The sequence below is a fragment of the Nocardia neocaledoniensis genome (genome assembly GCF_029868625.1).
GTDB lineage: Bacteria > Actinomycetota > Actinomycetes > Mycobacteriales > Mycobacteriaceae > Nocardia > Nocardia neocaledoniensis_A.
The window spans coordinates 1-22,298 of sequence record NZ_JARWOJ010000048.1 but is presented as its reverse complement, the minus strand read 5'-3'; the positions used below and the strand labels follow the sequence as shown (position 1 = coordinate 22,298).

22 protein-coding genes are annotated in these 22,298 nt (G+C 70.0%); 11 read left to right on the top strand and 11 right to left on the bottom strand.

Annotated features, from left to right (window positions below):
* The 5 genes from QH270_RS02775 to QH270_RS02755 all read left to right on the top strand — a co-directional run.
* Positions 1 to 268: hypothetical protein (locus tag QH270_RS02775; RefSeq protein WP_280338739.1), on the top strand; the 268-nt coding region annotated here is incomplete at its 5' end.
* Positions 269 to 333: 65 nt separating this feature from the next.
* Positions 334 to 2,403 carry an ATP-binding cassette domain-containing protein gene (locus QH270_RS02770; RefSeq protein WP_432420281.1) on the top strand — a complete coding sequence of 690 codons (2,070 nt, stop codon included), beginning with the start codon at positions 334 to 336 and terminating at the stop codon, positions 2,401 to 2,403.
* Positions 2,403 to 3,140: an energy-coupling factor transporter transmembrane component T family protein gene (locus QH270_RS02765; protein WP_280338737.1), complete on the top strand. Its 738-nt coding sequence runs from the start codon at positions 2,403 to 2,405 to the stop codon at positions 3,138 to 3,140. The genes QH270_RS02770 and QH270_RS02765 overlap by 1 nt, the downstream gene beginning before the upstream one ends.
* A 217-nt stretch (positions 3,141 to 3,357) precedes the next feature.
* Positions 3,358 to 3,996 carry an ammonium transporter gene (locus QH270_RS02760; protein ID WP_280338736.1) on the top strand — a complete coding sequence of 213 codons (639 nt, stop codon included), beginning with the start codon at positions 3,358 to 3,360 and terminating at the stop codon, positions 3,994 to 3,996.
* Between the two features lie 49 nt (positions 3,997 to 4,045).
* Entirely contained in the window at positions 4,046 to 4,687 is a 642-nt protein-coding gene (locus QH270_RS02755) for a cysteine hydrolase family protein (RefSeq protein ID WP_280338735.1), read from the top strand.
* Positions 4,688 to 4,751: 64 nt separating this feature from the next.
* On the opposite strand, the gene QH270_RS02750 is transcribed toward QH270_RS02755, so the two are convergent.
* The 5 genes from QH270_RS02750 to QH270_RS02730 all read right to left on the bottom strand — a co-directional run bounded on the left by QH270_RS02750 (position 4,752) and on the right by QH270_RS02730 (position 9,483).
* Positions 4,752 to 4,931, bottom strand: a complete 180-nt coding sequence (locus QH270_RS02750; RefSeq protein ID WP_280338734.1) for an antitoxin — start codon at positions 4,929 to 4,931, stop codon at positions 4,752 to 4,754.
* Between the two features lie 61 nt (positions 4,932 to 4,992).
* On the bottom strand, positions 4,993 to 7,254 hold the full coding sequence (locus tag QH270_RS02745; protein ID WP_280338733.1) for an ATP-dependent DNA ligase: 2,262 nt from the start codon (positions 7,252 to 7,254) through the stop codon (positions 4,993 to 4,995).
* Between the two features lie 51 nt (positions 7,255 to 7,305).
* Complete coding sequence (locus tag QH270_RS02740; protein ID WP_280338732.1) at positions 7,306 to 7,590, bottom strand: antitoxin; 285 nt, start codon at positions 7,588 to 7,590, stop codon at positions 7,306 to 7,308.
* Positions 7,591 to 7,621: 31 nt separating this feature from the next.
* Complete coding sequence (locus QH270_RS02735; protein WP_280338731.1) at positions 7,622 to 8,755, bottom strand: MBL fold metallo-hydrolase; 1,134 nt, start codon at positions 8,753 to 8,755, stop codon at positions 7,622 to 7,624.
* Positions 8,755 to 9,483, bottom strand: a complete 729-nt coding sequence (locus tag QH270_RS02730; RefSeq protein ID WP_280338730.1) for an enoyl-CoA hydratase — start codon at positions 9,481 to 9,483, stop codon at positions 8,755 to 8,757. Before QH270_RS02730 ends, QH270_RS02735 begins: the two co-directional genes overlap by 1 nt.
* A gap of 91 nt (positions 9,484 to 9,574) precedes the next feature.
* Between QH270_RS02730 and QH270_RS02725 the strand changes: the two genes are divergently transcribed.
* Complete coding sequence (locus QH270_RS02725; protein WP_280338729.1) at positions 9,575 to 10,693, top strand: NAD(P)-binding domain-containing protein; 1,119 nt, start codon at positions 9,575 to 9,577, stop codon at positions 10,691 to 10,693.
* Here QH270_RS02725 and QH270_RS02720 read toward each other — a convergent pair.
* Complete coding sequence (locus QH270_RS02720; RefSeq protein ID WP_280338728.1) at positions 10,674 to 11,528, bottom strand: aldo/keto reductase; 855 nt, start codon at positions 11,526 to 11,528, stop codon at positions 10,674 to 10,676. The two genes, QH270_RS02725 and QH270_RS02720, sit on opposite strands and share 20 nt — an antisense overlap.
* A gap of 94 nt (positions 11,529 to 11,622) precedes the next feature.
* Positions 11,623 to 13,134, bottom strand: coding sequence for an acetyl-coenzyme A carboxylase carboxyl transferase subunits beta/alpha (locus QH270_RS02715; protein WP_280338740.1), 1,512 nt, complete (start codon positions 13,132 to 13,134; stop codon positions 11,623 to 11,625).
* A gap of 109 nt (positions 13,135 to 13,243) precedes the next feature.
* Here QH270_RS02715 and QH270_RS02710 point away from each other — a divergent pair, with 109 nt between their 5' ends.
* The 4 genes from QH270_RS02710 to QH270_RS02695 all read left to right on the top strand — a co-directional run bounded on the left by QH270_RS02710 (position 13,244) and on the right by QH270_RS02695 (position 14,837).
* Positions 13,244 to 13,522: a helix-turn-helix transcriptional regulator gene (locus QH270_RS02710; RefSeq protein ID WP_280338727.1), complete on the top strand. Its 279-nt coding sequence runs from the start codon at positions 13,244 to 13,246 to the stop codon at positions 13,520 to 13,522.
* Positions 13,519 to 14,061, top strand: a complete 543-nt coding sequence (locus tag QH270_RS02705; protein ID WP_280338726.1) for a hypothetical protein — start codon at positions 13,519 to 13,521, stop codon at positions 14,059 to 14,061. Before QH270_RS02710 ends, QH270_RS02705 begins: the two co-directional genes overlap by 4 nt.
* A 162-nt stretch (positions 14,062 to 14,223) precedes the next feature.
* The gene (locus QH270_RS02700; protein ID WP_280338725.1) at positions 14,224 to 14,532 is read left to right on the top strand and encodes a hypothetical protein; all 309 of its coding nucleotides are present in this window, start codon (positions 14,224 to 14,226) and stop codon (positions 14,530 to 14,532) included.
* Positions 14,533 to 14,591: 59 nt separating this feature from the next.
* Complete coding sequence (locus tag QH270_RS02695) at positions 14,592 to 14,837, top strand: hypothetical protein (protein WP_280338724.1); 246 nt, start codon at positions 14,592 to 14,594, stop codon at positions 14,835 to 14,837.
* A gap of 199 nt (positions 14,838 to 15,036) precedes the next feature.
* On the opposite strand, the gene QH270_RS02690 is transcribed toward QH270_RS02695, so the two are convergent.
* From QH270_RS02690 to QH270_RS02675, 4 genes are read right to left on the bottom strand one after another with little or no spacing between them, the layout of a single operon-like run.
* Positions 15,037 to 15,639 (bottom strand): GTP-binding protein, encoded by a 603-nt coding sequence (locus tag QH270_RS02690; RefSeq protein WP_019044951.1) that lies wholly within the window; start codon positions 15,637 to 15,639, stop codon positions 15,037 to 15,039.
* Positions 15,620 to 15,994 carry a DUF742 domain-containing protein gene (locus QH270_RS02685; protein ID WP_019044950.1) on the bottom strand — a complete coding sequence of 125 codons (375 nt, stop codon included), beginning with the start codon at positions 15,992 to 15,994 and terminating at the stop codon, positions 15,620 to 15,622. Before QH270_RS02685 ends, QH270_RS02690 begins: the two co-directional genes overlap by 20 nt.
* Before the next feature lie 7 nt (positions 15,995 to 16,001).
* Positions 16,002 to 16,415 carry a roadblock/LC7 domain-containing protein gene (locus tag QH270_RS02680; protein ID WP_011207200.1) on the bottom strand — a complete coding sequence of 138 codons (414 nt, stop codon included), beginning with the start codon at positions 16,413 to 16,415 and terminating at the stop codon, positions 16,002 to 16,004.
* Complete coding sequence (locus QH270_RS02675; RefSeq protein ID WP_280338723.1) at positions 16,412 to 20,167, bottom strand: HAMP domain-containing sensor histidine kinase; 3,756 nt, start codon at positions 20,165 to 20,167, stop codon at positions 16,412 to 16,414. The genes QH270_RS02680 and QH270_RS02675 overlap by 4 nt, the downstream gene beginning before the upstream one ends.
* A gap of 319 nt (positions 20,168 to 20,486) precedes the next feature.
* On the opposite strand from QH270_RS02675, the gene QH270_RS02670 reads away from it, so the two are divergent.
* Positions 20,487 to 22,298, top strand: a 1,812-nt coding sequence (locus QH270_RS02670) for an AMP-binding protein (RefSeq protein ID WP_280338722.1), incomplete at its 3' end; no start/stop codon positions are given.

Below are 22,298 nucleotides of genomic sequence, written 5' to 3'. Positions count from 1 at the left end.
CCAGTCTGCCAGTGTTGGTTGGAGCGCTGGCGCGCTCGAGGTTCGCGGCCCCTTCTGTCCCGGGGGGGGGGGGGGGGGGGGGGGGGGGGGGGGGGGGGGGGGGGGCGGCGGCGCGGGGGGGGGGGGGGGGGGCGCCGCCCGGGGGGGGGGGGCGGGCCGCCTCTCCCTCCCGCCCCCCGCCGCGGGCCGCGGCGCGCCCGGGACAGAAGGGGCCGCGAACCTCGAGCGCGCCAGCGCTCCAACCAACACTGGCAGACTGGGACCGTGAGAGAAAAGCCCGCGGTTCTCCCCCGCGGACCACTACGCCCCATCGAGCTGGCCACCGGCGCTGTCATGGCCGGGCTGACCGTCGGCCTGATCACCATCGGTTCCCTCGTGCCGATGGCCGCGGCCCTGCAGCTGGTCGCGGCGGTTCCGCTGGGATTGCTGGCCCACCGCTACCGGCTGCGCGCGCTGGTCACCGCGACCATCGCCGCCGGACTGGTCACGTTCGTCGCCGCGGGCATCATGCCCGCGCTCGGGGTGTTCGGCGCCGCCACGATCGCGGGCATCATCGGCATCGTGAAGCGGCGCGGCGGCGGGCTGCTCACGGTGCTGGCGCTCTCGGTCGTGGCCGGGGTCGCGTGGGGTCTGTTCTCGGTCGGCATGCTGCTGGTCTTCGCCAACACGCGGGAGCTGTTCTTCAAGGCGATCCGCAGTACCGCCGAGGGCATCCAGAACCTGGCCGCGCGGCAGGCCGCGCTGGAACCGCTCGGCCGGGCCGCCGCCGAGCTCACCGAGGCGTTCCTGCGCTGGTGGTGGGTCTACCTGGGCGGCTCGGTGGCGCTCGGCGTCGTCGCGAGCGGCCTGGTGTCCTGGTTCGTGCTCGGCTCGGTGCTCGATCGGCTCGCCTGGCTACCCGGCAGTGATCGGCTCGACGCGCCGGCCGACGATCGTCCGGTCGGCCCGCTGCCGGTCACCCTGCACGGCGTGGGCTACCGGTACGAGGGTGCTGGCACCGACGCGCTGTCCGGCATCGATCTGACCATCCGGCCCGGCGAGTTCGTGGCCGTGGTCGGGCACAACGGCTCGGGCAAATCGACCCTGACCCGGGTGCTGGCCGGCCGCCCGCCGACGACGGGCGCGGTCAGCAGGCCGGGATCGGCCGGGCTCGGCGAGGTGGGCGGTACCGCACTGGTACTGCAACGGCCGGAGAGTCAGACCCTCGGTGTCTCCGTCGCCGACGATGTCGTCTGGGGGCTGGCGGCGGAGCGGGCCGCCGCGGTCGACGTCGACGCGCTGCTGGCCGAGGTCGGTCTCGACGGCATGGGCCGGTTCGAGACCGCGACCCTGTCCGGCGGGCAGCAGCAGCGCCTCGCGGTGGCGGCCGCGCTGGCCCGGCGGCCCGCGCTGCTCATCGCCGACGAGGCGACCTCGATGATCGATCCCGACGGCCGCCGCGACCTGGTCGCCCTGCTGGCCGAGCTGCCGCGCAAGCACGGGACCGCGGTGGTCCTGGTGACCCACCACGAGGCCGACGCCGACGCCGCCGACCGGGTGATCCACCTGGCCGATGGCCGCGTCGTCGACCACCTGGCGAGCTGGCCGCAGCCGGCGCGCGATCCGCGCCGCCGTCCGATGGGCCCCCCGATCCTGGAACTGACCGACGTGCGCCACACGTACAACCGCGGCACGCCGTGGGAGGCGCCCGCCCTGCACGGCGTCGACCTGTCGGTGCGCCACGGCGAGGCGCTGCTGATCGTCGGCGGTAACGGCTCGGGCAAGTCGACGCTGGCCTGGATCATGGCCGGGCTCATCGCGCCCAGCTCCGGGCGCTGTGACCTGCGCGGCGACCCGGTCGGCAAGCAGATCGGCCGGGTCGCGCTGGCCTTCCAGCACTCGCGGCTGCAGTTGCAGAAGCAGACCGTCGGCGCCGAGATCGCCGACTGGGGCGGACGCGCCACCGGCTCCGGCGCGGTCGGCCAGGCGCTGGACGCGGTCGGCCTGGACCGGCGGCTGGCGGCGCGCTCGATCGAGACGCTCAGCGGCGGGCAGGCCAAACGGGTCGTGCTCGCGGCCATGGTGGCCAGCCGTCCCCAGGTGGTCGTGCTGGACGAGCCGCTGGCCGGGCTCGACCCGCACGGACGCGCCGAGATCGTGGAACTGCTCGCCCGGCTGCGGGACTCGGGGCTGACCCTGATCGTCATCTCGCACGATGTCGCCGATATCGCCGCGGTGTGCGATCGCACGGTGCATCTGAACGCGGGCGTGCTCGAGGCGAGCGCGGTGCGCGGCGGCGTCCGGACGGAGCAGGCGCCGTTCGGGGCAGGCGCGCCACCGCGTCGACGCGGGTTCGGTGACGAAGGTCCGAACCCGGCGCCGGTGAGCCCGCTCGACCGCGTGATACCGGAAGGTGGTCGGTGATGAGCACCGTTGTGCTGCGTGAGGTCCCCGTCGACAGCGTCGTGCACCGCCTGTGGGCGGGCACCAAGATGATCGCCGCGTTCCTGATCAGCCTGCTGCTGATGTTCCTGCCGTCGTGGCCGGTGCTCGGCGTGATGATCGGCTTCCTCGTGGTGATCTGGGTGCTGGCCAGGCTGCCGCTGGGCGCGCTGCCGCGCCTGCCGTGGTGGTTCTGGGGCCTGGTGGTACTCGGCGGCCTGATCAACGCGCCGATCGGGACGAAGGCCGTGCTCGGCTACGCGCAGGTCTTCGTCTTCGGCATGGTGCTGGTGGCCGCGTCATTCCTGATCGCCTACACCACACCGATGGGTGAGGTGGCGCCCGCGCTGGCGAAGCTCGGTGCGCCACTGCGCAAACTGCGCCTGCCGGTGGACGAGTGGGCCGTGGTCGTCGCACTCACCCTGCGCGGGCTGCCGCTGCTGCTCGACGAGATCCGGGTGCTGCGGGCGGCCCGCAAGTTGCGACCGAAGGACGACCTGCTGCACCGCGCCGCCGACAACCCGCTCATCGACATCCTCACCGCCTGCATGGCGGTGTCGACCCGGCGCGCGGGCGAACTCGGCGAGGCGATCACCGCACGCGGCGGCACCGGCTTGCTCACGGCCCACCCCAGCGCTCCGACCAGGCGCGATGCGGTCGCGCTCGGCGTGGTGAGCGCAGTGTGCGCCGGCGCGATCGCCCTGAGTATCGCGCTGTGACAGCACACAGCGAACCATAGCGAATATCTCTCAAAAATTTTAGGTTTAAAATTCAAATTCACTGTTCGGCAACCCTCGAGGCGACTATGGTTCAACTCGGAAACCGAGCTGGACCGCTTCACGCGCCGCCGCAACGCTTCTCGGGGGAAGCCACACGATCATCGGCGCCTTCGTTTGGGCATGTCACACACCTGATGAATCAGATGGGAACGTTCACATGATCATCCGTAAGATCGCCGCCGCGGCGATCCCGATCCTCGCGGCAGCACTGGTCGGTACCGGAGTCGCGCACGCCGAGCCGGTCACTCCCGACGTCGAATTCCGCACCGAACTCATCGGCAACACCGTCGTCACCACGCTCACCAACGGCACCTTCACCCTCGACGGCGGCAAGGTCGATATCCGCGACCAGGCGGGTGCCACGCTGGTCTCGCTGCCGCTGTCGGTACGCGACGGCGCGCTGGAATACCCGCTCCCGCACAAGCTGCGCGAGGACAGCCGGGTGCTCGAACTGACCGCCGTCAAGGATGTCGCCGCGGCGCGGCCGAACCTGACCCCGGTCGCCTCCCCCGCCGAAAACTACGCGGCGCAGGCCAATTTCGCGTCCACCTTCGGGCTGGCCACCGCGATCGGCAGCTTCGTCGGCATGGCCATCGGCGCCGTGATCGGCCTGGTGGTCGGCGCCGCGGCGGGCGGCATCGGCGCCCTGCCCGGCTTCATCACCGGCGCCACCGTCGGCGGGATCATCGGCACCATCGTCGCGGGCGGACCCACCCTGGTCGTCGCCGGTATCGACCTGATCAACACCCTCGCCGCGCCGCCGGGCACCACCCGGTGGGCTCAGCAGACCAACTAGTCTGCGCGAGAACCGGATCGCCGTCGCACCGGCGCCTACACTGGCGCCGGTGCGACAAGGCAACGGACTCGACATCCCGGTAGAACTCGACGATCTGTGCGCCCCCGATCGGATGGCGCTGATCGTCTACGACATGCAGGTCGGTGTGCTCGGCCAGCTGACCGACGGGCAGGCGATCGTCGAACGGGTGGTGCGCGTCGTCGAAGCCGCCCGCGCCGCCGGGTATCCGATCATCTTCCTGCGCCACTTCTTCCCGCCGCGCCGCCTCTCCGGTGTGTACGCCATGCGGTTGCTGATGGGCTGGCAGCAGGCCGAATCCGTCGATGACGTGCAGTTCATCCTGCAACGCGATACCCCGCCCTTCGAGCTGGTCCCGGAACTGGCGCCGCGCGCGGACGAGCTGGTGCTGGACAAGATGACCATGTCGGCGTTCGAGGGCACTCCGCTGGCGGCGCTGCTGCGCGACATGAAGATCGGCGCCTATGCCATCGCCGGTGTCGCCCTGGAGATCGGGATCGCGCCGACCGTAGCGCATTCCACCGACCTCGGATTCGTGCCCGTCGTGATCAGCGACGCCTGTGGTGGCCGCGACGAGGAAGCGATCGCGCGGGCTTACGACGACTTCGCGTTCCAGGGCAACGCGCTGGTCACCGATATCGCGACGATCACCGGCCTGATGACCGGAAAATGACGGACGGGCAAATTCTCAGCGTGCCGATGCGGCGGGCCGGAGTCGACCGGCCCGCCGGGGCAACTCAAGCCTGATCGCGGACGGCCTTCTTCGCCGCTTCCTGCGCGGAGTCGACCTGTCCGGCGAACTTGCCGCCGGTCTTCTCGTCCACCACGTCACCGGCTTTCTCGATGACGTTGTCGACCTTGTCCGCGTGCTGGGCAGCCATGTCCATCGCCTTGCCCGCCAGGTTCTTGAAATCCACCGTGCACTCCTCGCTGATTCGAACCGCGTCCAACGCGATCACCCTAGCAACTGCGCAGCTTTCACGGGCGGGTCAGACCGTCCCACACCGGATGCCAGAGCCGTCCGGTGTCGGTCCACGCCTGGAAGCGCACGGTGCCGGTGAGCGTCGGGGTGACCCACTCGGCGTCGCGGCATTCCTCGGCGGTCATCTCGTTGACGAACGGCGAGGTCTCGCGGCGCAGGCGCCGCAGTTCCGTGGCGAGTCTGCGGGACTGCTCGGCATCGAAACCGGTGCCGACCCGGCCGACGTAGACGAGGCCGTTCTCGTGCGGGATGCCGAGCAGCAGCGACTTGAACTCGCGCTTGTCGCTGCGCCGCCACCCACCGAGCACGACCTCCCGTGAGCGCCAGTTGCGCTGCTTGAGCCAGGTCTGGGCGCGCTTGCCCGGCTGATACACCGAGTCCCTGCGCTTGGCGACGATCCCCTCCTGCTCCTGCTCGCGACTCACGCGCATGGCCTCCGCACCCGAACCCGCCAGCAGCGGAGCGACATTCATCGAAGGCGCCAGCCTGCCCAGCGCCTCGAGCACCGCACGCCGGTCGCTGTACTTCTTGCGCAGCAGCGAAGTGCCGTCCAGGTGCAGGACATCGAAGGCGATGAAGACCGCCCGCGCCGAATCCGCTTGCAGCGCCGAGATATCGGAGATCCCGCGGTCGTCGAAGACCACCGCCTCCCCGTCGAGCACCACCCGGTGCCCGGCCAGTTCGGCGCCGAGCGCGGCCAGCCGCGGGTACCTGGCCGTCACGGTGTTGCCCGCGCGGCTGCGCACCGTGACACCCTCGTCGTCGACTTCGACGATCACCCGGAAGCCGTCCCACTTGGTCTCGAAGGCCCACTCGTCGGCCGGCAGCGGCTCCACTTCGCCCGCGGTCGCCAGCATCGGCGACAGGCCGCGCGGCAGGGTGCCGGAACCTTTGTCCACCAACGGTTCCCGGCGCGTCTGGTCGCGCATGTAATGCATCAGCCACTGGTCCCCGTTGGTCCGGATGAACGCGTAGCGGCCGTGCAGTCGCTCACCGTCGAGTTCGACGATCACCTCGTCCTCGCGCCACTTCTCGGTGAGATAGGTGCCCGAATCCCAGATGGTCATCTCGCCCGCGCCGTACTCGCCCTTGGGGATGGTGCCGTGAAAGTCGAGATATTCCAGCGGATGGTCCTCGGTGCGCACGGCGAGCCGATTGTGTTTGGGCTCGGTCGGCGGCCCCTTCGGCACCGCCCACGAGGCGAGCACACCCTCGCGTTCGAGCCGCACGTCGTAGTGCAGGCGGCGGGCGTGATGTTCCTGGATGACGTAGCGGTCACCGGAGCCGGGTTCCGGCGACCCGGCGGGCACCGGCTCCGGGGTGCGCGCGGGATCGCGCATGCTGCGGTACTTGGTGAGCGCGTCGGGGCCGCTCGGCAGCGGCGGGTCGAGCTCTGCCAGCAGATCGCCGTCGGCCCGCCAGCGCGCGAGCACTTCGTCGAACCGCAACTGGCGCAAGGACTTCACGTCTTCGATCTCGGCCCAGGTGCGCGGTGCGGCGGCATTGGGTTCGGTGCGGCCGCGCAGCGAGTACGGGGCGATGGTGGTCTTGGCGGCGTTGTTCTGACTCCAGTCGAGGAAGACCTTGCCCTTGCGCACGGCCTTCGCCATGGTGGCGGTCACCAGATCCGGGTGCAGCGCTTCGAGATTCGTGGCCACCTGCTTGGCGACCGTCGAGGCGCCGCGCGAGCTCACCTCGCGATCCAGCGGCACGTAGAGGTGAATTCCCTTGCTACCGCTGGTCACCGGGAAGGCCCGCATCCCGATCTCGGCGACCATGTCACGCACGGCGAGAGCGACGCGTGCGCATTCCACGAGCCCGGCGCCGGGGCCGGGGTCGAGGTCGAAGACTATCCGGGTGGCGGGACCGCGCTGCTCACCGTCGAAACGCCATTGCGGCACATGGACTTCCAGCGCCGCCTGCTGTCCGAGCCAGGCCATCCCCGCCTCGGAATCGATCAGCGGATAGACCACTTTGCGGCTGGAATGTTCCATCGCGCGGCGCTGGATCCAGGCGGGGGCGTGCTCGGGCAGGTTCTTCTCGAAGAAGTCGGCGGCTTCGACGCCGTTGGGCCACCGCTTCCTGGTGACGGGGCGCCCCGCGATATGGGGCAGCATCGCCTGGGCGATCGCCGAATAGTAGGCGATCACCTCGCCCTTGGTCGTCCCGGTTTCCGGGTACAGCACCTTGTCGAGGTTGCTGAGCTCAACCTCGATCTCCGGCTCACCCGGCGGACCCCGGAACTCCCGGCGGACCATCGACGTGCTTCGGCGGCGGGGACCGATCAGCTCCGGCCCCCGCGCACCGAATCAGGCCTGCGGTCCCGGATCTGTCGGTGCCGCGCCACCCGGGGTGGTGCCCGGGTCGGTCTTCGGCGGCGTACCGCCGGTGCCCTGATCGGTGCCGGACTGCGGTGGCACGACCTTCTTGGCCGCGTCCTTGCCCTTCTCGATCTTGTCGCTGTACTTGCCGCCGGTCTTCTCGTCGATGAACGTCCCGGCCTTGTCGACCGCTTCGTTGATCTTGTCGGCGTTCTGTTCGACTGTTTCCTTGCCCTTACCGAGCAAGCCCTTCAAGGTGTCCACGAGACTCATCTGCCGATGTTCCTTTCCCGAGCTGGGTCAGTCACTCCACATCTTCCCACCACGAAACCCGTGGCGGGAGGTCATTCGGAACCACCCGCTCACCCGGCTTGGGGACAACCGTGGGCGTACCGGCCTCGGCCGCGGCCGCCACCAGCCGCCGCACGGGCTCGGACCAGCCGTGGAACGCGAGATTGAAGGTCGCCCAGTGGATCGGCACCAGCAGGCCGTAGCCGGCATCGCCGAGGCACAGGTCGGCGTGCGCGCGTACCGCTTCCTCGGGATTCATGTGCACATCGGTCCAGCGCTCGTCGTAGGCGCCGATGGGCAGCAGCGTGAGGTCGAAGGGCCCGAGGACGGCGCCGGCCTGGGCGAAGGCCTTGGTGTAGCCGGTATCGCCGCCGAAATACACCCGCTTGGTCGGCCCGGTCAGTGCCCACGACGCCCACAGTGTGGTGTTGCGGACCAGGCCGCGGCCGGAGAAATGCCTGGCCTCGGCGCAGGTGATGGTCAGGCCGCGATCGTCGTCGTCCTTGCCGAGGGAGACCGAGCCACCCCAGTCGAGCTCGATGATCCGGTCCTCGGGCACACCCCAGCGGCGCAGATGCGCGCCGATGCCGGTGGGCACCACGAAGGGCGCGCGCTGGTCGCGGACGAGCTGGTCGACGGTCGGCTTGTCGAGGTGGTCGTAGTGGTCGTGCGAGATGATCACCGCGTCGACGGCCGGCACCGCCGCCGGGTCGCCGGGCAGCGGGTGCAACCGCGCCGGACCGATCGCCGGGGAAGGCGAGACCCGCTCGCTCCACACCGGGTCGGCCAGCACGCGATAGCCGTCGAGTTCGACGAGCGCGCTCGCGTGCCCGTACCAGGTGACAGCCAGGGTCGCGGCCTGTTCCGGCGGCACCGGGGTCACCAGCGGTACCGGCCGCGAGGGCCTGCCGACCCGGCCCTTGGTGAGACCGGACCACAACAGCGACGGCGCGGCGCCCGCCGCGAGCATGCTGCTCGGCTCGGTGTTGTGGAAGCGGCCGTCGCGATACGACGACTTGCCGAGCGCGGTCGGCTCGATCTCCGCCGGTCCGGCACCGAGGGCGGTGGGCAGACCCCACACCGCGCGCGCCACCCAGGCGAGCCCGAGCGTGCTCGCCACCGACCCGGCCACGCGTGCGAGCCGCATCAGCGGCCCACGAATTTCGCGGCGCGCTTCTCCTGCCGGGCCAGGCGGGCCTCCTTGGCGTCCTCACTGGTCCAGGCCGCCTCGAGGGCGGCGCGCTGCTGGGCGCTCGCCGGGTCGCGGGTGCCGTCGTCGTTGAGCATGAGCTTCATCGCGCGCAGCGACAGCGGGGCCAGCGCGGCGATCGACTTCGCCCAGTCCTGCGCGTCGGCGAGGGTGCCGAGCTTGTTGGCGAAGCCGAAGGAGTAGGCGTCGGCGGCGCTCACCTGGTCGGCGGCGAGCAGGATCGTGCGGGCCGGGCCGCCACCGATCAGCGAGACCAGGCGCGAGATCGTCCACCGGTCCACCGAGATGCCGAGCTTGGCGGCCGGGATCGCGATGAACGCGTCGGGCTCGATCACCCGCAGGTCCGAGGCGAGCGCGAGCTGCACGCCGGCGCCGAGCGCGCCGCCGTTGATCGCCGAGATCACCGGCACCGGAAGGGATTCGATGGTGTGCAGCATGTCGAGCAGACCGTCGAGGAACGACTCCGAGTAGACCCCGGACAGGTCGGCGCCCGCACTGAAGATCGGGCCGCGGCCGGTGAGCACGATGACGCGCGCGCCCTGATCGACGGCATCGAGCATGGCGGCGCGCAGCTGACCGACCAGCTCCTCGTTGAGCGCGTTGCGCCGTTCCTCGCGTCGCATTTCGATGGTGATCACGTCACCATCGCGAGTCACGCCGAGCATGCATCCTCCCCAGAAGTACCGGACACCATGGATGTCTTCACTCTGCCACAGGCGGCCGGTAACGCCCGGCAAGGCGATACCATCGGCGGCTGTGGCGACCGACTTCGACATCGTGGTGATCGGCGCGGGGCAGTCGGGACTCTCGGCCGGTTACCACCTGCGCCGCCTCGGCCTGGTCCCCGAACGCGACTTCCTGATCGTCGACCACGCGCCCGGTCCCGGCGGCGCCTGGCAGTTCCGCTGGCCCTCGCTGACGCTCACGACGGTGAACCGCGTGCACGATCTGCCGGGGATGTCGTTCGCCGAGACGCTGCCGCCCGGCTCGGAGTCCGCGCCGGCCGCCACCGCGGTGCCGCACTACTACGAACTCTACGAGAAGCGCTTCGACCTGCGCGTTCACCGGCAGGTGACGGTGCAGGTGGTCTGCGATCGCACCGCGGACGGGCAGTCCTGCGACGGTCGCGGCGAGGTGCTGCACGTCGAGACCGAGGGCGCGGGGACCTTGCGCACGCGCGGATTGATCAACGGCACCGGCACCTGGGAGCACCCGTTCATCCCGGTCTATCCGGGCGCGGACACCTTCGCGGGCAGGCAGCTGCACACCCGCGACTACCGGTCGGCGGCGGAGTTCGCGGGCAAACACGTGGTCATCGTCGGCGGCGGCATCTCGGCGGTGCAGTTGCTCGACGAGATCTCCCAGGTGACGTCCACCACATGGGTCACCAGGCGTGAGCCCGTATTCCGCACCGAGCCCTTCGGGCCGGAGGACGGGCGGGCGGCGGTGGCGATCGTCGAGGACCGGGTCCGTCGCGGGTTGCCGCCCGGATCGGTGGTCTCGGTGACCGGCCTACCGCTCGACGCCCGCCTGCGCGCGGCCCGCGACCGGGGCGTGCTGGACCGGCAGCCGATGTTCGCGCGGATCGAGCCGACCGGGGTGCGCTGGGCCGACGGACGATTCCGAGCCGCCGACGTCATCCTGTGGGCCACCGGTTTCCGCAGCGCGCTCGACCATCTGGCTCCCCTGCGGCTGCGCGGACCTGGCGGCGGCATCACGATGACCGGTCGCCTGGCCACCCAGGTCGAGGTGGACCCCCGCGTGCACCTGATCGGCTACGGACCCTCGGCGAGCACGATCGGCGCGAACCGGGCGGGCCGGGCGGCGGCCGCGGAGTTGACCGAGTACCTGGGGATCAGTCCAGACCGACACTGAAGGTGGCCGGATCGCCGCCCACCCTGGTGCCGGTGTCGAGACGGCTGATCGCCTCCATCGCCGGCCCGTCGAGCTCGAACGAGAACACATCGAAGTTCTCGGCGATGCGCGAGGGGGTCACCGACTTCGGGATCACGATGTTGCCCAGCTGCAGATGCCACCGGATGATGACCTGAGCCGGCGTGCGGTCGAGTTCCTTGGCGACGGTGACGATCGTCGGGTTGTCCAGCAGCGTGCCCTGCCCGAGCGGGCTCCACGCCTCGGTCGCGATCGCGTGGTTGGCGTCGTATTGCCGCAGCTCACGCTGGCCCAGCGTGGGATGCAGTTCGATCTGGTTGACCGCCGGCGTCTCGCCCGCCTCCGCGATCAGGGTCTCCAGGTCGATCACCCGGAAGTTCGACACACCGATCGAACCGACGCGTCCCTGCGACTTGAGCGCCTGGAAGGCACGGAAGGTGTCGACGAAACGGCCCGCCGACGGCACCGGCCAGTGGATCAGGTACAGGTCGAGATAGTCCAGGCCGAGGCGCCGCATGCTGGCGTCGAAGGCGCGCAGCGTGCTGTCGTAGCCCTGCTCGGCGTTCCACAGTTTGGTGGTGACATAGATTTCGTCGCGGGGGATCCCCGAGGCCTTGATGGCGCGGCCCACGCCTTCCTCGTTGCCGTAGACCGCGGCCGTATCGATGCTGCGGTAGCCGACCTTCAACGCCTCGGCCACCACGGGCGTGACGTCGTCCTCCGGTACCTGGAAGACGCCGAAGCCGAGCTGTGGGATGACGTTCCCGTCGTTGAGCACGATGGTGGGAACAGGGCTGCCTGCGCTTCGGAAGGTCACCCTTCCGACGGTAGAAGTGCTTCGGCGTACCGTCAATGACGGCTCCCTAGCGTGTTTCCCCAGGTGCCGAATCGGGTAGGAACCGGGGCGCGGGTCAGGGAGCGACCCCTATCAGGCCGATTCGGCGGTATCTGGCGTGGCGCAGCACGCGCAGCTGCGCCGTCGGCGTGGCGCGCAGGGCGGCCAGTTCCTCGGTGACGGCCAGCACCATCCGGCGGGCGAACGCGACGGGTTCGTCGGCGGCGTCGGGATATTCCTCGACGATCCGGTCGACCACGCCGTCGGCGCGCAGGTCCTCGGCGCCGATGCGCTGTGCGGCGGCCAGTTCCGGCGCGTGCTCGGTATCGCGGAAGACGATGGCGCTCGCGCCCTCCGGCGGCAGCGGCGCCAGCCAGCCGTGCCTGGCGGCGAGCACCCGATCGGCGGGCAGCAGGGCCAGGGCGCCGCCGCCGGTGCCCTGGCCGAGCAGGATCGAGACGGTCGGGGTGTCGAGGGTGACCAGATCGGCCAGGCAGCGGGCGATCTCCGGGGCGAGACCGCGTTCCTCGGCTTCCTTGGACAGCGCGGCGCCGACGGTGTCGATCACCAGCACCAGCGGCAGGCGTAGTTCGCCCGCCAGCGCCATCGCCCGGCGCGCCTCTCGCAGCGCCGCCGGACCCATGGTGTGCTCGCCCTCCCGACCGGAGCGGTCGTGCCCGAAGACGACGCAGGGTTGCCCACCGAATCTGGCCAGTGCCAGCACCACCGTGCGATCGGACTCGCCCTGGCCGGTGCCGCTGAGCGGAACCCGTTGGGTGACATGACGGAGCAGGTCGCGAATGCCGGGGCGGCCGGGTCGCCTTGTACTGAGCACCGCGTCCCACGCGGTCGCATCCCGCCGCGCCACCGGACCCGGATTGCGCACCGGCGCCGCCCAACCCGGCTCCGCCTCGGTCGGCAGGACGACACCGCTCGCGACGCTCAGCGCCCGGTTCGCGATGCGGCGGAACACCTCGACCGGGACAACGCCGTCGATCACGCCGTTGCGGTACAGGTTCTCCGCCGTCTGCACGCCGGGCGGAAAAGGCTTGCCGTACAAGGCTTCGTACACGCGCGGGCCGAGGAAGCCGATGAGCGCACCGGGTTCGGCGAAGGTGATGTGGCCCAGCGAGCCCCACGACGCGAACACCCCACCCATGGTGGGGTCACGCAGGTACACCAGGTACGGATGACCCGCCGCCTTGTGCACCGCGACCGCGCCCGCGATCTTCACCATCTGCACGAAAGCGACTGTGCCCTCCTGCATCCGGGTACCGCCCGAGGTGGGCGAGGCGATCAGCGGGAGGCCGAGTTCGGTCGCCCGCTCCACCGCCGAGACGATCCGTTCGGCCGCGGCCACGCCCACCGAGCCGGCCAGAAACGCGAATTCGCAGGCGATCACGGCGACGCGGCGGCCACGCAGTAGGCCCTCCCCCGTGCGTACCGACTCGTCGACGCCCGCGCGCTCGGCCGCGGCCACCAGTTCCGCGCGGTAGTGCGGGGAGACCGGCGGCTCGACCGGCGGGCGGTCCCAGCTCAGGAACGAATCGGGGTCGAGCAGCTGCCCGATCAGGTCATTCGCCGACATGCGCACGCCCGTGAGCGTAACCGGCGTGGCGCGGTCGGGAGGTCACGACAGCACGGCAATATGTTCGAGATTCTTGACAAGTTGTTGTGTTTTTACAACGCTTCATTGTGTGAGCCCAGTCAGACGAGGGGAAACCCTCCCGATCTTCAATCGCATCGCGGTACTCCGCGCGGAGCATCGGATGAGCAGGGCGGCACTCGCCGATGCCGTCAACGTGAATGTCCAGACCATCGGCGCGCTCGAACGCGGCGATCACTATCCGAGCCTCGACCTGGCCCTGCGCATCTGCGATGTGTTCGAACTCCCGGTGGAGGCGATCTTCTCCCGCACCGAATTCGGCCCACTCTCGGCCGAGCTGTACCCACGGACGAAAGGCAGCACGCCATGACGAGCACGACCGGACTGCTGGACCGCTACCAGAACTACCGGGTCAAGCGCTGGCTCGTGCAGGAGCAGCGGACCGTCGGCATGCTGAAAGGCTGGCGGCCGCAACGTCGTCGGCGTCAGCTGGTGGTCGGGGTGGCCGTGGCGCTGGCCGGGCTCGCCGTGGCGGGCGTGCTGTGCGCGTTCGACCTGCGGACCGTGTCGATCACGGTCGCGATGATCTCCCTGCTGCTCTTCCTGCCCGCCTGGACCATGCTCCGCATCGCCAGCGGCGGCCAGGACTACGCGCCGGCGGAGATGCTCGACGAATTCGAGATCGCCGAACGCAACAAGGCCCGCTCGGCCGGCCTGGCACTCACCCAGTCCCTCACCATGCCCGGCCTGTTCTTCCTGATCTTCGCGGGCGCGTTCGCCCCCGAGGCCGACGCCTACCGCACCGCCTATGCCGGCGGCCTGATGCTCTTGGCGGCCATCATGACCGGCGGCTGCGCCCCAGCCATGATCCTCGGCTGGACCCGCCCCGACCCAGACCCGGAACCCTGACCCACCTCGGCACTTTCGGGCAGTTCCAGGCACGCGACAACGACGTGTACGAGAAACGCTGCCCACAACCACTGATACATTCTGGGACATCGCGTCCGGTCCTTGCTCCACCATGAGGGTCCGCGACGCGGACCTGCGAGACCCGTTCCGCGCGGCGGACCAGTGACGCCGCCCTCCGCCGATGAAATCGAGCGGACTCGCCTCGAATACTGGCGGGCCGCAACATATGCCGTCCCGGCGGGCACGGGGATCGGAATCGTGCTGTTCGCGTTGCTCGCTGGCATCGCTGACGGGAACTCCGTGAGATCCGACCCCTCTGCCGCCGTTCTCGCTTCCGTGGCAAGCGCCGCATTATGCGTCGCCGCTGTTGTCATCGGCGTGATCAAGCGCACCGCGGTAGCCCGGGGGATCGCCACCGGGCTCGTCGCGTCCGCGCTGCTGGTGGGATACGCAGGTCTGATGCTGCGATGACCTGTCGGAAACTTGCCCGATCACCGGAATCATTCGGGCCGGAGAGTTTCGTGGCGGCTGTGGCCGGCTTGGTGTGCATCAGTCTGCCGTACACCGTCGTGGCGGCTCGGGACGCGTGGTGGCTGATCGTTGCTCCGCTCGTCGTCGGCGGCGCGTTCGTCGCGATCGGCAATGCCATTGGTGGCGGTTGGTCGACGTCGTTGAGACGGACCGGAGTCGGCCTGATCGTGGCCTTCACCGGGTTCGTGGTGGCAATAGTCGGGGTGCTGCTCACTATTGCGATCGTGGCGATATTTCGGCACTGAACGAACCCAGCGACGACGACCGCCACGGCTGACGGCGGCATGGTTCATCGCGCTCGATCCCACACCCGGGTTTCGGGAGCAGCAGGGCCGAACGGAGTTTCGCCGGGGAAGTCCACGTGCCGCCGAGCGCCCTATGGATGAGGGCACAGCGGGAGCGAGTGCGGGGCTGCGGCCTTCATCGCGGCAGCCCCGGCTCGGCTCAGTAGCCCTGCATCACCTTGCGCAGGGCGTATTCGGTGAGGGAGACCAGGGCCTGCTTGGCGGGTTCCCGGCGACGGGCGTCGATCGACATGATCGGCACGTCGGCGGGAACCGCCAGGGCCTGGCGGATGTCCTCGAGTGGATACTTCGGCGCGTCGTCGAACTCGTTGAGCGCGACCAGGAACGGCAGGCCGCGCGCTTCGAAGTAGTCGACAGCGGCGAAGCTGTCTTCCAGCCTGCGGGTATCGACGAGCACCACGGCGCCGATGGCGCCGCGGATCAGGTCGTCCCACATGAACCAGAACCGGTACTGGCCCGGGGTACCGAACAGGTACAGGACCAGGTCGTCGGCGAGGCTGATACGGCCGAAGTCCATCGCCACCGTGGTGGTCGACTTCATCGGAATGCCGGTCAGGTTGTCGATTCCGGTACTGGCGTTGGTGACCAACGCCTCGGTGCGCAGCGGAACGATCTCCGACACCGCACCGACCAACGTGGTCTTACCGACACCGAAGCCACCGGCGACAACGATCTTCGCCGAAGTCGGCTTGCTCGTGCGGGTGTCGACCTGCGCCGTCGAATCAAATACGCCGGAGTCCACTGAGAACCCTTTCGATCAGCTCGCGACGTTCATCGTCGCTGGAATCGTCTTTCAATGTTGCCGAGACCCGGACGTGGCCGGCCTCGATGAGATCGGCCACGAGAACCCTGGCCACCCCGATCGGGATACCCAATTGGGCAGCTATCTCGGCAACGGACGGCGATTGCCTGCACAACTCCACGATGGACGTTTCGAGGTTGTTCAGTTCGAACTGCCGCTCCATGGCGACCGGATGCGATGCAACGAGGGCCTCCAACGCCAACTCGACCGCCGGCCTGGTGCGGCCGGCAGTCAGCGAGTACGGGCGAACGAGACTCGGCTCGGCGCTCCCCATGCGGTGATCGTCTATGTCCATCCCACCATCAGGAACCCATCGTGACGCGTGGCGTGGCCTGGACGGTCTGGCCCACACGCTCGACCAACAGAGCCATTTCGTAGCCGACCTGACCGATGTCGCACGACGTGTTGGTCAGGACCGCCAAGTAGGACCCGTCACCGACTGCCATGAGCAGCAGGTAGCCGTGCTCCATCTCGACGACGGACTGCAGTACCGTACCGCCTTCGAACAGATTCGACACGCCGACGGAAAGGCTTGCCAGGCCGGCGGTCACGGCGGAGAGCTGCTCCGCGCGGTCCACCGGGAGCTGGGCACTCGCGGCCATCAGCAGGCCGTCAGCCGAGACCAGGACGGCATGGGCTACGCCAGGAACCTCGTTGGCGAAGTTCGAAACCAGCCAATCCAGCTGACGGTTCGTACCACCTAGATCGGGGTTCATCGGTCTCCTTTATCTCCGGTTAGGTTCATTGCCTTCATTGCGCGGCCATCCCGGACGCCCTGCTGGTGACGACTCAAGCTGGACCTGATCGTTTCGGGATCACGGTGCGGGGTGCTGTCGGCCCTACCGCTGACACCACCGGGCACGAGCCTGCCGCCCGGATTGCGCTGAGGCAAGCCGGCAGCGGTTCGAACCTCTGCTTGCGCCTCGCTGGCCCGGCGAGCGGCCTGCCATCCTTCGTCACCGGGTGATTCGAAGGCAGCGGCCATCTGGGACCGGTCGGAATTCTCATCCGAGAGCCACGCAGACATCATCTCCGCGAAGATCGGCGTTCCGCCCATCACGGAATCGCCCTCCGGTGCCGGCTGCAACCTGGTCTGGAAGAACGACGCAGCCTTGGCCGGATTGGACCGGAAACTGTGCCGACCCGGATCACGCCCTGCCGACGCAGCGTTCTCCGGCTCCGCAGGATCCCGATCCCGTTGCGGCAGAGCCACTCCTGGGCCGGCTGTCGCCTGCGGTACCACAGTAGCGCCGGGATCGCGCTGCGGCAGCCCATTCGGGGCAGCCGGACGCGACGGCAGGCCGTTGGGCGCCTCACGCTGCGGCAACCCGGCGGCGGGTGCGCGCTGCGGCAGGCCCGAATCGCCCGAATCACGCTGCGGCGCAGGGATACCCGACTCACCACGCTGGGGCAGGCCGTTGCCGGGACGCTGCCCGGCGGCGGGCTCACGCTGGGGCAGGCCGCCCGGCTGGCCGCCACGCTGCGGGAGACCGGTCGACGGGTCGCGCTGGGGCAGACCACCGGTCTGCTCGCGCTGCGGCAGGCCACCCGACGGGTCACGCTGCGGCAATCCACCGGTCTGATCCCGCTGTGGCAGCCCGTTCGACGGGTCGCGCTGGGGCAGACCACCGGTCTGCTCGCGGTGCGGCAGACGCGGCGCCGGATCACGCTGCGGCAGACCGTTGGACGGCGAGCGCTGCGGCAGACCGGTCGACGGATCGCGTTGCGCGGGGCCCGAATCACGCTGGGGCGCGCCGTTACCCGCCGGATCGCGCTGCGGGAGCCCGGCGGCCGGGTCACGCTGCGGCAGACCACCGGTCTGCTCGCGCTGCGGGAGACCATTCGACGGGTCACGCTGCGGCAGGCCGCCGGTCTGGTCCCGCTGCGGGAGGCCACCCGAAGGGTCACGCTGCGGCAGACCGCCGGTCTGGTCCCGCTGGGGTAGGCGGTTCGACGGATCGCGCTGCGGCAGGCCGACGGACGGGTCGCGCTGCGGAGCGCCGCTGGCACCGGGCGAGCGCTGCGGCAGACCACCGGCGGTGGTGTCGCGCTGCGGCGGCGCCGTATCGCGCGGCGGCTGGGCCTGATCGCGCGCGGGAGCGCCGTTGGCACCCGGCTGACGCTGCGGCAGACCGCCGGCCAGCGACTGCGGCGCACCGGCGGGCTTGGGATCACCGGGCTGGGCCGGCGCGGCACCCTGCGGGCCCTGCGGGCGCTGCGGCCCACCTGGTCCACCCGGACCACCGGGCGTGACATTGCGCTTGGGCAGCGCGGCGGCGGCGAGCTTGCCGCGCTGCGGCACATTGCCCTGGCCGGGCACGGGCGGACGCAGCGTCGGCGACGACTGCTCGGCCGCGTCCTGCTGCAGGCCCTGTGCCATCGAGTTGCCCGGCTGACGCTGCGGCAGGCCGCCCGCGCCGTTCGGGATCGGGCCGCTGCTCACGCCGGGGTCGACGGTGACCATCATGTTGCCGCCCGGCGTCCGGGTGATGGCGCGGGTCTGCATCGTGCTCGGCTGGTTCTGCGGGTTCGGCCGCTGCGGCTGCGCCGGGTTCGGCTGCGGCTGCTGCTTGGCCAGGGCCGGGCCACCGGCGCCGGTGACGATCAGGCCGACCGGCACGTGCACGGTGACGGTGACGCCGGGATCGCGCGCGGTGTCGAAGGTGGGCCGCAGCCGCACGGTCAGCCCGTGCCGCTCGGCGAGCCTGCCGACCACGAACAGACCCATGTGGCGGGCGGTGTCGGGGCCGGGCTCGGCGGTCTGCTCGAGCCTGCGGTTGATGTCGGACATCTCCGCGGGCGGCATACCGATACCGCGGTCGGCGACCTCGATCAGCAGACCCTGATCGTGGGCCTGGGCGAAGGTGAACTTGACGTCGGTCTCCGGCGGGGAGGCGCGCAGCGCGTTGTCGAGCAGCTCGGCGAACAGGTGCGCCATGTCGGAGGCGGCCGGTTCGACCAGGGAGCCGCGCGGGGTGGCGCCGAGCTTGACGCGCTCGTAGTCCTCGACCTCGGAGATCGCGGCACGCAGCACGTCGGCGATCTCGACCGGAGCCGACTTGGTCCTGCGCTGCTTCGTACCGGCGAGGATGAGCAGGTTGTCGCCGTTACGGCGCATGCGCGCCGCGAGGTGGTCGAGGCGGAAGAGGTTCTCGAGCAGGCGCGGGTCCTTCTCGTCGTACTCCATCGCCTCGATGAGGGTGAGCTGATGGTCGACGAGCGACTTGGAGCGCCGGGCCAGCGTCTCGAACATGTCGTTGACCTGCGAACGCATCTGCGCCTGATCGCTCGCCAGGCGCAGCGCCTGGCCGTGGATGTCGTCGACGGCGCGGGCGAGCTGGCCGATCTCCTCGGCCGAACGCACCGGCATCGGCTCGAGCGGCACGTCCTCGGGGGCGGCGCCGTTGCGGAGCTGGGCGACCTCGTGCGGCAGATCGGATTCGGCGACGCGCAGCGCGGCGAGGCGCAGGCGGTGCAGCGGCACGATCATCGAGCGGGCGACGAACACCGCGAGCAGCAGCGCGGCGAGGATGGTCGCGATGACGACGCCGGTGTAGGTCCACGCGCCGGTGGCGGCCGAGGACGTCAGGTCGTCCATCAGGACCTCGATGGCCTTACTGGACTCGTCGACGACGCCCTGGTAGGCCCCGAGGCTGGTGTAGAGCGAGGTACGCATCTCACCGATGGGCAGCTTGCCCGCCTGCACGTCCGGGCCGGTGACGAGGTTCTGCCTGGTGTCGGCCTGTGCCTTCAGCTCGGCGATCACCGGATCGCCGTCGGGCAGGCGGTTGGCCAGCACGTCGAGCATGTGCCGCTCGGTCGCGACACCGGTGAGGTAGTCCTGCGGGCCGTTCGGCAGCCCGCGCAGCATCTCGGAGATCGCGGCCAGCTGGCTCACGAGCACGGAGCGGGTGTTCAGGGTGTCGACCAGGCGCAGCTTCGCGGTGTCCATCACCGGGTCGCTCACCTGCGCGACGGTGGTCTCCACGACGCTGACGCTGTCGCGGCGCATCTGGTCGACCCCGGCCAGCGCCGGTTCGGCCGAGGAGGTGAGCGCCTTGCCCTGCGCCCGCACCGCCTTGGCCTGCTTGACCATGCGTTCGAGCGAGGAGTGCGCCTCCGGCAGGTCGACGAGGCGTCCCAGTGAGGTCTCGGCCGCGCCGATGGCGGTGTCGAGGTCGGTGAGGTCCTGATCGGTGACCAGGGTCGCGCCGCCGCCGGCGGGCACCATCTGGCTGCCGGCGACCTTGGCGGTCATCGCGCTCAGCCCGGTGACCGACGGAATCGTGTCTACCTGCTCATTGATGCTCGACAACCGGTTGGCTTCCGAGAACTCCGAGGTAATTCTCGACACGCCGAGCCCGACCGCGACCGCGAGCGGCACGGCCAGCACGGCCGTAACCTTCCAACGCAGGTCCCAGTTGCCGAGCGCCCAGCGCTTGCTGCCGGACCTAGCGGCGTCACGCATCTCCCACTCACTTTCCAAACTGGCCTCGTGCCTTGGCGCCATCAGCGAACCTCCACAGGCGCAATGGTGGCTCGCCAGAGTGACTGGCCGAGAACTGCGGCTGGCCGAGAAATTGCGTCTACGACTGCCCGAATAAGTGACAACAGATTCTAACGGATCAATAACTTCTTGGCTGACTCCCGGTCGAGGTCCGCGCGATGACCTGCCCGTTCCAGGCAAAACCAAAGGTCGCGGCACCCCATCGGGTGTCGCGTGAAGTCTGCCACAATCATCTGGATCTATCGAGCGGGCATCGAAGCGAGGCTAGGGAGTCACGGGTTTGGACACCGAACACGAGTACAGACCGGTCTATCAGACCAGTCTGGTCGATCCAGCCGACTTCTGGTCCGTCGCAGCTCAGGCCATCGAGTGGGATGTCGAGCCGGAGCAGATCCTCGACGCCGCCGACAAGCGCTCGGCCCGCTGGTTCCCCGGTGCCCGCCTCAACACCAGCGTCAACGCGCTCGACCGGCACGTGCGAACCGGCCCCGCCGCCGAGGGCGGGCGCGCCGATCAGGCCGCCCTCATATATGTCTCCGCTATGACGGACACCACCACCGTCTACACCTACGCCGAGTTGCTCGACGAGGTCGCCCGATTCGCGGGCACCATGCGCGATCTCGGCGTCACGGCGGGCGACCGCGTGGTGATCTACCTGCCGATGATCCCCGAGGCCGTGATCGCGATGCTGGCCTGCGCCCGGATCGGCGCGGTGCACTCGGTGGTGTTCGGTGGTTTCGCCGCGCCCGAGCTGGCCGCCCGCATCGATGACGCCGAGCCGGTGCTCGTGGTCACCGCTTCCGGCGGGCTGGAGCCGAACCGGCGCATCGAGTACCCGCCGATCGTGCTGCAGGCGCTCGATCTGGCCGAGACCACCTCGGTGCGCACGGTGATCGTCAAACAGCGGGCCGACTTCCCGACCATCGAGTTCGCCGCCCCGCTGCCCGCGACCGATGTGCTGCCGTCCTCGGCGGAGACCGTCGCGGCCCGCTGGGTCGACTGGGACGCCACCGTTGCCGGGGTCGAACCGGCCGAGCCGGTCTCGGTCGCCGCGACCGACCCGCTCTACATCCTGTACACCTCGGGCACCACCGGGAAGCCGAAGGGCGTGGTGCGCGACAACGGCGGCCACGCGGTCGCGCTGACCTGGTCGATGCGCAACATCTACGACGTCGGCCCCGGCCAGGTGTTCTGGGCGGCCTCCGATGTCGGCTGGGTCGTCGGCCACTCCTACATCGTCTACGCGCCGCTGCTGGTCGGCGCCACGACCGTGCTCTACGAGGGCAAACCGGTCGGCACCCCCGACGCGGGCGCCTTCTGGCGGATCGTCGACGAGCACGACGTGCGGGTGCTGTTCACCGCCCCGACCGCGCTGCGCGCGATCCGCCGCGCCGACCCCGAGGCCACCGCGGCGCATCGCCACGACCTGTCCCGCCTGCGCGCGCTGTTCTGCGCGGGCGAGCGGCTCGACCCGGCCACCTTCGAATGGGCGTCGGACACCCTGCTCGCCGATCATCCCGACATCCCGGTGGTCGATCACTGGTGGCAGACCGAGACCGGCTGGCCGATCTGCGCAGACCCGCTCGGCCTGCAGGAACTGCCGGTCAAGCCCGGTTCGTCGTGCGTTCCGGTGCCCGGGTACCGGCTGCGGGTGCTCGACGCGAACGGCAATCCGGTGGCCACCGGGGTCGAGGGCAACATCGTCATCGGCCTGCCGCTGCCGCCCGGCGCGCTGACCGGCCTGTGGCGCGACCGCGACCGGTTCATCCGTTCCTATCTGTCCGCGTTTCCCGGCCACTACCTCACCGGTGATTCCGGCTACTTCGACGAGGACGGCTACCTCTACGTCCTCGGCCGCAGCGACGACGTGATCAACATGGCCGGACACCGGCTCTCCGCGGGCAGCATCGAGGCCGCGATCGCGGGGCACGAGGCGATCGCGGAGTGTGCCGTCATCGGCGTCCCGGACGAGCTCAAGGGCCATCTTCCGCTGGCCTATGTCGTGCTCAAGCAGGGCGTCGAGGTCGACCCGGAGCAGTTGCGCGAGGAACTGGCCGAACGCGTGCGCGCCCAGATCGGCGCCATCGCGACC